General features: G+C 31.2%; 12 protein-coding genes and 1 other RNA gene. 10 read left to right on the forward strand and 3 right to left on the reverse strand.

Annotated features, from left to right (window positions below; all coding sequences use genetic code 11):
* Positions 1-14 precede the first annotated feature (14 nt).
* The 8 genes from ssrA (at position 15) to KEM10_RS24540 (ending at position 6075) form a co-directional block, all read left to right on the forward strand.
* Positions 15-414, forward strand: a transfer-messenger RNA (tmRNA) gene (ssrA, locus tag KEM10_RS12610).
* 166 nt (positions 415-580) lie between these two features.
* Positions 581-1786: a site-specific integrase gene (locus tag KEM10_RS12615; RefSeq protein ID WP_212216370.1), complete on the forward strand. Its 1206-nt coding sequence runs from the start codon at positions 581-583 to the stop codon at positions 1784-1786.
* On the forward strand, positions 1786-2790 hold the full coding sequence (locus KEM10_RS12620; protein ID WP_212216371.1) for a hypothetical protein: 1005 nt from the start codon (positions 1786-1788) through the stop codon (positions 2788-2790). The genes KEM10_RS12615 and KEM10_RS12620 overlap by 1 nt, the downstream gene beginning before the upstream one ends.
* Positions 2791-2910: 120 nt before the next feature.
* The gene (locus KEM10_RS12625) at positions 2911-3213 is read left to right on the forward strand and encodes a hypothetical protein (protein ID WP_212216372.1); all 303 of its coding nucleotides are present in this window, start codon (positions 2911-2913) and stop codon (positions 3211-3213) included.
* Positions 3213-3542 (forward strand): hypothetical protein, encoded by a 330-nt coding sequence (locus KEM10_RS12630; RefSeq protein ID WP_212216373.1) that lies wholly within the window; start codon positions 3213-3215, stop codon positions 3540-3542. Before KEM10_RS12625 ends, KEM10_RS12630 begins: the two co-directional genes overlap by 1 nt.
* Complete coding sequence (locus tag KEM10_RS12635; RefSeq protein ID WP_212216374.1) at positions 3535-4785, forward strand: DUF3987 domain-containing protein; 1251 nt, start codon at positions 3535-3537, stop codon at positions 4783-4785. The genes KEM10_RS12630 and KEM10_RS12635 overlap by 8 nt, the downstream gene beginning before the upstream one ends.
* Positions 4786-4993: 208 nt before the next feature.
* Positions 4994-5722: a hypothetical protein gene (locus KEM10_RS12640; protein WP_212216375.1), complete on the forward strand. Its 729-nt coding sequence runs from the start codon at positions 4994-4996 to the stop codon at positions 5720-5722.
* Between the two features lie 227 nt (positions 5723-5949).
* Positions 5950-6075 carry a hypothetical protein gene (locus tag KEM10_RS24540; protein ID WP_262897926.1) on the forward strand — a complete coding sequence of 42 codons (126 nt, stop codon included), beginning with the start codon at positions 5950-5952 and terminating at the stop codon, positions 6073-6075.
* A 187-nt stretch (positions 6076-6262) separates the two neighbouring features.
* Here the strand turns inward: KEM10_RS24540 and KEM10_RS12645 are convergent, their stop codons facing one another.
* From KEM10_RS12645 to KEM10_RS12655, 3 genes are all read right to left on the reverse strand, one after another.
* A complete protein-coding gene (locus KEM10_RS12645; RefSeq protein WP_212216376.1) occupies positions 6263-6634 on the reverse strand; it encodes a hypothetical protein in 372 nt (123 codons plus the stop codon).
* On the reverse strand, positions 6631-7026 hold the full coding sequence (locus KEM10_RS12650; protein WP_212216377.1) for a HEPN domain-containing protein: 396 nt from the start codon (positions 7024-7026) through the stop codon (positions 6631-6633). Before KEM10_RS12650 ends, KEM10_RS12645 begins: the two co-directional genes overlap by 4 nt.
* 66 nt (positions 7027-7092) lie before the next feature.
* Positions 7093-7800, reverse strand: coding sequence for a hypothetical protein (locus tag KEM10_RS12655; protein ID WP_212216378.1), 708 nt, complete (start codon positions 7798-7800; stop codon positions 7093-7095).
* A gap of 95 nt (positions 7801-7895) precedes the next feature.
* On the opposite strand from KEM10_RS12655, the gene KEM10_RS12660 reads away from it, so the two are divergent.
* Positions 7896-11588, forward strand: coding sequence for a YobI family P-loop NTPase (locus tag KEM10_RS12660; protein WP_212216379.1), 3693 nt, complete (start codon positions 7896-7898; stop codon positions 11586-11588).
* Between the two features lie 21 nt (positions 11589-11609).
* The gene (locus KEM10_RS12665; protein ID WP_212216380.1) at positions 11610-12479 is read left to right on the forward strand and encodes a hypothetical protein; all 870 of its coding nucleotides are present in this window, start codon (positions 11610-11612) and stop codon (positions 12477-12479) included.
* Positions 12480-12690: the final 211 nt, after the last annotated feature.

Consider the following 12690-nt stretch of genomic DNA (forward strand, 5'->3'; position numbering starts at 1 on the left):
ACCATATTTCACTTGGGGCTGACGTGGATTTGACAGCATGGCAAAGTGGTATGTAAGCATGTCGAGCGTCGTGATGCTGGCTCGTTAATCTCGGATCTCAACCATTTTAATTGGCGAAAATAATTACGCTCTTGCAGCTTAATCGAAGTATAGTAGATAAGCATAATTCCGGCATTAGATGCCGGAACAAGACATCTCTCGAATGCTAAGTTTTGAGGCGGTTCGGTTCAGAGATGCTGGTAAATCAGAACTAGGAAAAGGTAAGCTTCGGGCTTTTTCCGAAATTTAAGAAGATAAGGTAATAGTCGGTAGCTTTGATCCAGCTGTTATTCGAAAATTAAGTCAAAGCTAAACATGTAGAAAGCATATGGCTTCCTTGTATGGACCAGGGTTCGATTCCCTGCAGCTCCACTAATTAGATTTCAAAACTCTTCAGAATACTTCAAATCCCTTTGCCACAAAGGGATTTTGTTTTTTATTCGTTTTTATTTTTTCAGCTTTTTCCTATTTTTGTTTCACCTATTCTTCACCAAAGAGTAGAAATTTAAATTAGGTGAAACATTTTAACTAACCCTTTCATATGGCAGATTCATTCTCTTTAAAATTTTATCTGAATAAAAATAAGTCTAGAGGTAAAGACGAATACAAAATCTATGGTCGCTTAATAATCGATAGAAGAAAAAGTGAATTTGCAACCAACTATTACATTAATGAAAATGGATGGGACGTTGCAAAAGGACGAGCAAAGAAAAATATGGCGATCAATGATGAGTTAACTGAAGCAGAATCAGAAGTAAACCGTATTAGAAGAAAGCTACTTGATGATGGAAAACCAGTATCAGCCAAGATTATTATACAAATTTTAAAAGGTGACCGAAAAGAAAAACGCTTTCTGCTTGAATATATGGCAGAACATATCGAAGACATGAGGAAAAAAGGTGAAAATGCAGAAAACACTTGTGACCATTACCAATCATCTTACAATATCTACGAACAATTCATTAATAATATCTACAAGAATAAAGACTATCCATTTAATCAAATCAACCTTGAATTTATTGAGCAATACGACATGTATATGCTTACAATGTATCGAGATCCTAATGGAAAAAAAGTTAAACGTAACACAATTAATAAGCACCATTCTCGCCTACGAACTATGCTTCACAAAGCAGTACGCGAAGAAATCATTTCTAAAAATCCATACATCCACTTTCCTTTAAAAAACACTCCCACAACCAGAAGTTTCTTGACAGAAGAAGAAATAAATGCAATCAGAAAAATTGACTTCTCCAATAACAAAACTCTTGATCAAGTTCGAGACTTTTTCTTATTTTCTTGTTTTACTAGTCTTAGATACACAGATGCATACAACTTAACGACCAACAATATCATTAAGACAGACAAAGGAAAAACTGCTTTATACGTAGAAGAGTCCGACAAAACAAAAGCTCCTCTTCATATTCCAATTATATCTCAGACACAAGAAATAATTGATAAATACAATACACATCCAGACCGAGAAGTTGGAGGATTTATTTTACCTAGATACTCAAATCAGAAAGTGAATGATTATCTAAAAAACATCGCGGTATTAGCAAATATAAAAAAAGAACTTACCCATCATGTGGCAAGACACACATTTGCAACGATAGCATTAAATAAAGGTATACCCTTACCTGTTGTACAAAAAATTCTTGCCCACAAATCAATCAGGACTACTCAAATTTATGCAAAGATGTTAGTTAGCACTGTAGAAAAAGAAATGGAGAAATTTGATTTATAATGAAACTATCATCATCAATAATAAATAAATTAGAAAATGCCCATAATGACTACTCACAAACCGACTATTCATTAATGGATCGATTATTTGGAGAAGACAATTACAATATTTCAGAAATAATAAATCAAATCGAAGACCTTATTGAAAATAAGTGTAAAAGGTTAGTACACGAAAATAAAATCTCATTATACATTCTCTTTCATCTAAAGTTATATTTCGACAATACAAACTATCAAATATATGAAAATAGAGATATTTTAGCAAAGAACCATAAAGTAATAAATCTTCTTTTTGATAATCCTATTGTATCGAATAAGGATGTAACATTAGTTATGAAATCAAACCTTCAACTAATCGCTTATGTTTTTGGCATTGATATCATTAAATATATTTACTCAGAAAAAAATAAATTAATAAACAGTTATATTAGTCAATTACGAAAAGAAGCCAAAGTAAAATACCAATTTATCGAATCAATTAATTATTTGAAGCTTGGTAACATATTTAAATCAATTGATACTACAGGATACATACCAAACTTCTTAAATCACTTTTACAACCAAAAACAAAACATTAATGCTGTAAAAGAATATAAAACAAAAAAATCATCAAATCTAAATGCACCAGGTATATCAAAGGCCATGAAAACACTCTCTGAAGAGTATTTAGATGAAGTCAAAATGGATATATTAAATTTTAATGAACTAGAGTATATTGACTTACAAGACTATGCATTAACCTCCATCTGCAGTGTTTCAATTAATGATATTGATATCACATCACTAAAAGAATGCTTTCGGTTTCAAAAGAGTTCAAAAAAAGGAATTAGTAAACTACTATATCCACTTTGCACAATCAGCTTTAATACGGAAGATTTTCCAACAAAAGAAGAATGGATAAAAAACAGACAAGAATTAGGTTACATGGATGACAATAAGGCTTGGGATACTCATGTTAAACAAAAAGTAAATAAATACATGAAATTTGACATTCTATTCGGTTAATAAAATCATCTTTAACAAAGGGGTTAGCTTTTCTCAGAACTAAAAAAAGCTAACCCCTTTTTGTTTTTAGGATTCATATTTCTTCGCAGCATGCTTTAAAAAAATAAAACGCAAAGAAACATGAAAGACAATTTCAAAACAGGAAACTACCAGAAGCAAAGTATGGTATTCCTTCCAGCACAAGATTATGAGTTTATAAAGAATTCAGTTATAGAACTGCGAAGTATGCTTGAAGATGGCAACTCCAAATCTTCAACATGTCTTGATGAATATATCTCTGAAAAAGATGCAAAAATTGAGTTCAACAGAAAAACTACCTGGTTTTGGAACCAGCGCAACAATGGAAAACTGAGTTATAAAAAACTAGGAAGTACCGTATATTATTTGAAGCAAGATTTGTTAAACCTTTTAAGCGATAAATAATGGGAGTAGATAATTATCCTAATTGTAATCCAGTATATGGATTAAGTGAATTAATCGACCAGAAAATGCGTAAACTTGATACTATTGACAAAAACAAGTATGCAAGATTCTATAAAGAAACGTGTGAAGAAGTTCGAGAATTAGAATATCACGCAGATGGTTTAAGTTCGCTTACAGACTTTGATGCCTTTGTCACAATACAAAAAGCTATTCATTCCCAACGGAGTGAAGGCAGTAGTGTGTTAGTTGTGAAAATACCATTAACCCACACTCCTATCAACAATCAGATTGCTTTACTTGATTTAACAGAAGGGAGGCAACATGATTAATCCAATATTTGAAGCCTTTCCCAAGCCAATACAGGACTATACTATGGAAGCAAAAATGGGACTTAACTTCCCAATTGAATACGTTCTTAGTTCAGTTCTTTATACATCTAGTGTTGCAATTGGAAATACACATGAGGTCAGAGTTAAAAACAGTTGGCATGAAGGAGCTAGCTTATTTATGGCAATTGTTGGCGAAACCGGAGTCGCAAAAAGCCATACTATATCATTGGCATTAAAACCTTTATTTGAGAAAAACCAGATATTTTTTAATATCTACCAAGAGCAGTTGAAAGAATATCAGAAGTACAATAAAGGTAAAAAAGGTGAAGGTTCTGAATCCATAATTGAACCACACCTGCAACAAGTTCTTGCAGATGATGCCACTCTTGAAGCCATGTACCGCATCCATTATCATAACCAACGTGGTATTGGTGTTTACTTTGATGAGTTGAGAGGATGGTTTAATAATATGGGAAAGTACAATAAAGGCAGTGACCAGGAAGTATGGCTAAAAATATGGTCACGCAAGCCAATACTAGTGAATCGAGTGGGAAGCCAACCCATTTCAATTATGTCTCCTCACATTAGTGTCATTGGTGGTATTCAGACCGAGTTACTTCCTAGCTTATTTAAAGATGATCGTGATAAAAATGGTTTTATTGAAAGAATTCTGTTTGTTAATGCACCTAATGCAAAAAAAGAAAACTTCTCAGAAGATGATATGCCAAAGTCTGTATTGGTAAATTACTCACAATTAATTAACAACTTATTGAACCTGCCTTTACAAAGAAACCAAAATGGTATACTATCTCCTACACTACTTGAATTATCACCGATTGCCAAGGCAATGTATATTGATTACTACAACAACAATGCAGCCTTAGTGAATAGCAGTAACGTTTGTCCAAGAATCAAAGGCTTTTACGCCAAGTTTGACACATACAGCATTCGTTTTGCGCTAATACTACAAATGTTATATTGGACTTGTGGCGAAGATTCCAAAGAATCTATTAGCGAACGAGCTATGGAGGGTGCCATTGCATTGAGTAACTTCTTTTTGAATAACGCTAAATCTGCTATTGAAAAGACAAAAAGCCCGACAAAGTTAACTAATGTCCATCGCAAGTTATTTGCGCTTGAATTGCTTGAACGTGGGAATATGTCATATAGAGAAATAGGCAGCATTGTTAATGCCAGTCACGAAACGGTACGTAAGTGGCACAAAGCTCAACTTGACAGTTGACAGTTGACAACTCTTGATGCCCGTCATAAACCTTATATTTTCTATTAGTTATGTAACATTAAAAAATAATGCGCTGTCAACAAACTAAAAATCACGACAAATGCGAATTGACACAGCTTTTTTTATCACAACACTGTAACTCATTCGTTTTATACACATTAACTCCCAAAACAACAATAGTCAACTGTCAACCGTCAACTAAACTATTATGAAGAAACAATGCATTCTTTGCTCTGCTGAATTTGAAGCTAAACGCGCAGATGCCAATTACTGCTCCGAAAAATGCAGAGCTAAGGCTAACTATGAAATACGAAAGAAGAAAGCTTCCGGTGAGTTTTCACCAGATAATTTACCGGTTAGCTTACCGCTTAATTCACCAATTGAACGGTCAAAAAATACCAAAATTGAGGTTAATGGCATCTTAAATACTGATGAAATACGCCAAATGATTGTCAATACAGATAGTACAATCGCTAACTTTTGCGCAGAAAACACAGCTTTAAAAGCACAAATAACAGAGCTTTCTGCGCAAAAATCACACTTTTGCTTGCAGATTATCGAAATAAAGGAGATAAAAATAAAAAAACTTGAGGCTGCATTGCTGTTATCAGATACAGATCTGTACAACACTTATCTAAACGGTGAATATCAGAAAGCGGTTAAAACAAATAACATACTGGCAGATTTTAAACTAATCACGCCTCATAAACTGTCATTAGATTCATCAGCCAATCTACTTTTTAAAATCAACCAGTATCGTTTAAAAGTTAAAAACTTGATAATTGCGCATAATTCAGAAGTTTCAAAACTGAATCTGCAAATTCAAGATATTGATACTAGCATAAAGAATCTGAATAAAGCCATTGATGAAAATAATTCTTCTGTGCGGTTTAATCAAACAAGGATTATGCGCTTGGAACAATTGTTAAGTGGGTAATATATTTTCTTATAAAGTAGCTAAAGTCAAGCATACTTTGAAAAGCGACCTCTTAATTTAAGAGGTCAAGAGTTATTCTAAGTCACTTTCCGTAAGAAAACATATAACCAACAGTCATATAACTATTATAATCAGCCAAAATGACCTATCTTAGTAAAGAGACATGAAAATAGTACATTTAAAGTAGGTTTATAGGCGACCCGCCTGTTAGGGTAAAATTAACAGATATGATAACAGCAATAAAGCCTGGGCCAAAACCCAAAAAGCAAGATGGTACATTGGATAGAAGAAGAAGAGATAATAAGGAGACTCCTTCAAATCATCCATCTTTAAAACCAAGTAAAAAGAAATAAACTTCTTAGCAATACGCTTGGTGGATTTAGAGAGCATCACTCAAGCTGCGTGAGTAGGAAAATATCGGGGTAATTAACTTCGATATTTTTTTTATTAGTCACATCTGACTATTTAACACGGCATTAAACGCCCAAATAACCGAGCTTTCTGCACAAAAAACACATTATTGCTCGCAGATTATCGAGATTAAAGGTAAGATTTACAATCCTTTAAATATGCAAGTTTAATCTGCATTCCAAAAATATTAGAATTGGATATCTCTAGACTACTACCACCACTAATGGAAAATGCCTGGGAAAAGGAATTAACCTGTTCTTCTTCCAATATTACAATGCGGGATAATTTAATTAGTTCAAATTGATTCAATTTTTTTGGTAAAATATCGGTTATTTCTCTAAGAGCCTTCCCTTTATTTTGCAACATCCATTCTGACGATAAAATTAAGTCCCACTTATCATTAGAGTCTTCTCTTAAAAAAACACCACAAAAATTAAATTCGCCATGCTTTTGGGCGAATATTTCTAATGCCTTATATATCTTTTCAAATGTCGATTTCATATGAATGCTATTAATGAATGAACTGCATCTATTCGTTCTTGAGAATCTTCCCTACTAACACTACTAACCGGTGAATACCTTGCTTCGGGATCCCATTCTTGAATTATTGACCACTCTGCCAAAAGCCGACTCTTTAACTCGGCTTCCTTTCCACTTAAAGATAATAGTATGTCAAGATTATGAGTTTTAAAGCTAGACAGTCCTTTAAACTCTGCATTTGTACTGGGAAACCCACTCCAATTTAAGTTTTTACAGATTCTTGCCTTTAACTTAACTTCAACTGCATACCCACAAAGATATGATGCTCCATTATATCTCCCTTGAGAGTGCAATGTTTTTGCATCTTTGAATCTAGCAAAAGCAATTTTCCGAAGCTCATTATACTCTATCATTGTAATATAGTATTTATTTGACTACAGTACTTTCTCGAAGAAATCACCCATAATCAATAGTATTCTTTAAGTATTAACTAGTACACTCTCCTCCTCAACAATATTACAAATCTCTTTAAATATAGCTGTAGTATTACCATGTTGATTCGGTGAATCTTCAAAAAAACCATTAAATTTCAAATAACATCCCGTTCTTTGTACTCTTGAATGTAATGAGTCAACATCATCTGGGTGTATGTCAATGTGATGAAATAAAGATTTTACGTATACATCCCAATAAGACTGAGTCATTTGCGCTTCATTCTTATCATTATCCATAATTCCATATGAATGTTCAAATTCCTTTTTAATTACTAACATTGCAAACTCCCTATCTGTTATTTCATCCAGTATTTTACTGTACTCCTCATGGTTTTCTATAGACAAGTCATGTGAGTATAAACTTTTTAATAGTTTAGCAAAATGTATTATTCTTTTATCAGTTCGAGTGTTAACTACATAATTAAGTGTAGAGAAGTATGCATGAAGAAAATCATTATTATAAATTACATCTTCATTTAAGATTATATCACCTGAATTTAATTCTTTAAAAAATATTCGCATTTTTTGAGACAGATAATTATTATAGGCAGTGACCACACTTGCACTAATCGCAGGACCAAAAGGAATACCTCCTACAGAAACAAGCTGAATAAGTCCTTGAATATATTTGTTTTCACCAAACTCTTTGGCTAAATCTTCTACTATTTGTTTTAAACTCATTTTAATATCCATAACCTAAAAATAATAACTTAAATACAACTACCAATTTATTTGTGTATTATGATTACTTTTAAGCTTGAGGATATGACAAATTATCAGACGATACTATGACTAAAGTTAAACAACTAGCTCTTTCAATATTAATAGGTATAGAAAAACTTCTGAAAATTGCTATTAATAAAGTAGAGAGTACATTTCTAAAAAAAGACGAAATCTTATCTCTTCTACCAAAAGATAATATACCAAAGAATGATGAATATATTAACACCCTAAAATGTATTCTTAATAAAAGGGATAGGATAAAAAACATTGCAATCAGTGGTCCATATGGTTCTGGTAAAACTAGTATTATACAATCATTCAAAAAACATTATCCTGAATTTAATTACCTAGATATTTCATTGGCATATTTCACAGATGAACAGATTGATGAAAATGGTAAGATAAAAAAGAAAATACTTACAACAGAGCAGTTAGAAGATAGCATCCTTAAACAAATCATACATCGTGTTGATAAGAGAAAATTACCAGATTCAAAATTTGATAGAATTAGACACCTCCCTGGTCAAAGTATAACACTTTTTATTACTGGAATCATCCTTTGGTCATGGTCCTTTTTAGGATTATTTTATCCCAATTTGCTTTCAAAAATAAACCTAATACACGAAGAGTCGTGGTTTAGATTCATACATAGTAATGAACCATTAATAAATTTATTTAGAATAATTGTATTTATTATAGGTAATTCTATTTTTCTATGGAAAAGCATAAGGTTTCTGAATCGTATAAATATAAAAAAGCTCAACCTAAAAAATGGAAACGGTTCAATTGAGATTGATAATGGAAGTGAAAGCTCAATTCTGAACCAATATTTAGACGAGATTATTTACTTCTTTCAAAAGACTAAATTTAATGTTGTCATATTTGAAGATCTGGACAGATTTATGAACATTTCAATTTTTTCAAAACTCAGAGAAATCAACTTCCTTATCAACCAATCTTCGTCTATTAAACATGATGTTGTATTCATTTATGCCTTAAAAGATGACTTATTTACTAATGGAGAACGCACTAAATTTTTCGATTATATAATTCCAATTATTCCGATCATAAATTCGTCAAACTCAGAAAGTAAATTCTGTAATTACCTTGAAACAATTGAAGATGTTGAATTTGATGATGAATTTAAAGAATTAGTTTCTGATCTTTCCCTATATGTTAAGGAAATGAGAGTTTTAATAAACATTTTGAATGAATTTGATATCATAAGAAAAAAGTTAAAACGTGAGGAACTCAAACTATGCAAATTATTTGCATTTGTTGTATATAAAAATGTTTATCCTTCTGACTTTGCAAATCTTTACAGTGATCAGAGTATAATTAATAAAATATTAGCAAGTAAAAAACAATGGGCTAAATCATTAAGTCAAAATAAACTTGAAAAAATAGAAAAACTTCGAGATCAAATACAACGAAAAAAAGACCAAACCCAAAAAAGCACCAATGAGCTAAGAATGATATATTTATGTAAATTCTACGAGTTATTACATATACAAAATAGACCCATTTTCAACTTTAATATCGAGGGAGAAACTATTAGCAAATCAGAAATAATCCAAAGTAAAAATTTTAATCGCTTTAAAGACCAAACAAACATACAATTTGGCTATAACCCACATGATAATAACTACAAGCAAAATTCAGGAATATCTTTCAAGCAAATAGAAGATAATATTGATCCAGAACAGTCATATGCAGATAAAGAAGACTTAATTAAATTAAACGTTGATGCACTAACAGATGAAATAAATAAATTGAACGGACAAATTGAAGAAATTGAACAATGGAATATATATGAATTCATGGTTGAAGATTCAATTAAAGGCGAATTTAAGAAATTAGAAATTCCGCCATTGCTAACGTATCTATTAAAAAATGGTTATATAGATGAAAGTTATACGTCATATATTAGCTTCTTCATTGAAGGAGGAATAACAAAAGGAGACAATGACTTTATCCACTCTGTCAAAGAACAAAACCCACTACCATTTAATTATAAACTTACATCTCCGGAAGCAATTCTCAAAAAAATTTGGCCTCGTGACTTTAAAGAATATAGTTCACTTAATATTAATCTAATAGATTACTTAATTGAATTTGATTCAAATAGTAATCGTAAAAGGTTTAACATTTTATTGAATCAGTTATCTGACGGAGAGAGTTTACACCTTTCATTCATCAACACATATATTGAAGCAGGCAAATACTCTGGATTATTTATTAGGTACCTAACTCCAGTATTTAATGATCTTTGGAATATGATCTTCATTCGCAATGAATTTCCAAATAAAAATAAAAATTTAGTCTTCGAATTAATGCTTGAACATTGTAGCACAATAGATATTGTAAATCAAAATGCAAATGATAGGGTGAGGCAATATATTATAGGTAAAACTGACTTTTTAAACTACTATGAGAAATCTAACCTTATAGATGAAGTTAAGAACCTTATCAAATTACTTAAGATAAAATTTAAAAAATTAGATCCACACAAAACTAATGAACACTCACTTTTCGATTTCATTGATAAATTTAATTACTATGAGATCAATTTAAGCATGATTAAATACATCTTAGAAGGATACAATGCACCATTAGACAACTTTGAGCTTGCTAATTACTCCTGTATAAAAAATTCAAATACTGAAAATTTAATCAATTATATTGACAATAATCTCAATACATATATTGAAAATGTACATTTCCGACTTGATGACAGTACTAATGAAGAACTTGAGTTTATTGAATTCTTACTTAATAATGAAAGTTTAATTAATGAACACAAGTTTTACTTAATAAAAAAATGTCATTCCAAATGTAATTTACAACAAATGCCAAAAACCTTTTGGAGCGCATTAATGGAAGATAACAAAGTTAATGCGACATGGAAAAATCTCTTATTAGTTACACAAGAACATAAAATTTATCACAAGCCAATTATAAAATTCTTAAACAATTTAAAAAACATGGATTGTTTACTTAATAGTATTCCTGAAGTCCCTAATGATGACTACATTGGATTATTCAAAAGCATTCTTACTTCGAATAATTTAGAAGATAATATACATAAAGCTTATTCAGAAAAACTTAATGTTAAAATCACTGAAGAGGAAAAAGAAACAATCAGTAAGGAAAAAGCCTACAATTTAATAAAGAATCATAGGCTGGTTTATTCATTTGAAATGTATGAAGGGTTTAAGAAAGGCTACGATAATGATGTTCACCTTAAATTCATAGTTGAATACATTGAGGATTATATTAATAATTATGAAGATGATATACTTGAAGTGGAAGACTATACTAACTTGATTGACATGCTTCCTAATACAACTCACAAAGAATCCTTTATAAATAAAATACCTAATGAAATAATTCAAACCTCAATTGGACTTTCAGATTCAATAAGGAATTATTACATTTTGAAGAAGGTTAATGCCTTATCATATGACCGATTTTTCACTCTTGCTGATAAGAATACAGATAATAACAAATTACTCGAACTATTCAATTTAGTAATTGAAGGATATAATCTTCGACAAACTAACTTATTGCTAAATATACTTCCTAGACCATGGAATACTATCTTAATGAGACGACAAATAAAAGTTGAGAACACTGCAATTAATTTAAAGACCTTTGAATCTTTAGTAAGAAAGGGTATCATATCATCTTTCAAACCAAAAGGCGAGCATTACATTGGTTATATCAAAACAAGTAATATCTTCAATAATAACAACTAGTAAATTAAGGCTATATCTACCATGCAAAACCTGATTAATGAATCTCTTCCTTTGTTGAGAGCAATTAGTACAAAACTTGAAAGTTCATTTAATCCGAATGGCCAACAGGTTAATTTACATGAGAAAATCATTCTTGACTTAATATTAAAATATAGAAAGAACCTGGCCATAATTATTTTAGGGCTTGAACATCATGTAAATGATTCATTTATTACAATTGGATTATCTAACAATTTCAGAGTAATTGCAGCAGATACTCTTACATTAGCTTATATGCTTTCATTTCTATCTCCAAATATTGAGGATGAGCAAATTGCCTTTAGAAATGAAGTAAATGCACTTAATAACGAATTTATCCACCAAAAACTAGAGATTTTTAGAGTTGAGCTTGGCAAGGAATTAGCTGATAAAAGAATGCAAAAATTACACCCAGGCAGCTATAAACAAAAAAACAAGAATACAATCCTGAAAAATCGTGATGATTTTCATTTACATGGTCCGAAAGAGCGATATAAAAGACTTCCAAATTATCCTAAAGAGAAAAGTCCAGATAGCATAATAAGTAACTGTTTAGCTTCTGGAGCCTTCTTGACAGAGAGAAGTAAGTTCAAAAGGCTTAAAGAAGTTACTAATTTTAGTAGTTCACAAAATGTTTATATAAATTATAAATATTTCAGTATGTTTTATCACTACACTCCTGTTGCGGGTGACATGGCAAGAAAATATCACGAAATATTTTACAAGCAATCAACTTTTTGCATTTTAAATACAGTAAACATTATACTAACATGTAAGCCCATTTTAAGTGTTATTAATGATGAGGCTTTTAACGATTTAGGCAAGTTGCATATTACTTTTGCTCAACTGGCAGCGAAATATTTTCCAGACTAAGGTTCAATCCCCTGTGACACAAAAAAACGCTTCACAATTGAGACTAATAAACAAATATGAAGTATCAAGTATAGTCGACTGCTTAAGATTTATCGCATACCAATTCTACCATTTGTTTTTTGTTTTTTCAACGATAGCGATTGGCATAGATGTTCCGTTGATACTGCCCCATCCTCCGGTGATGCTGAGTAATTCTAATTGTCTGCTAGAA

The organism is Carboxylicivirga linearis (genome assembly GCF_018271995.1).
Classification (GTDB): domain Bacteria; phylum Bacteroidota; class Bacteroidia; order Bacteroidales; family Marinilabiliaceae; genus Carboxylicivirga; species Carboxylicivirga linearis.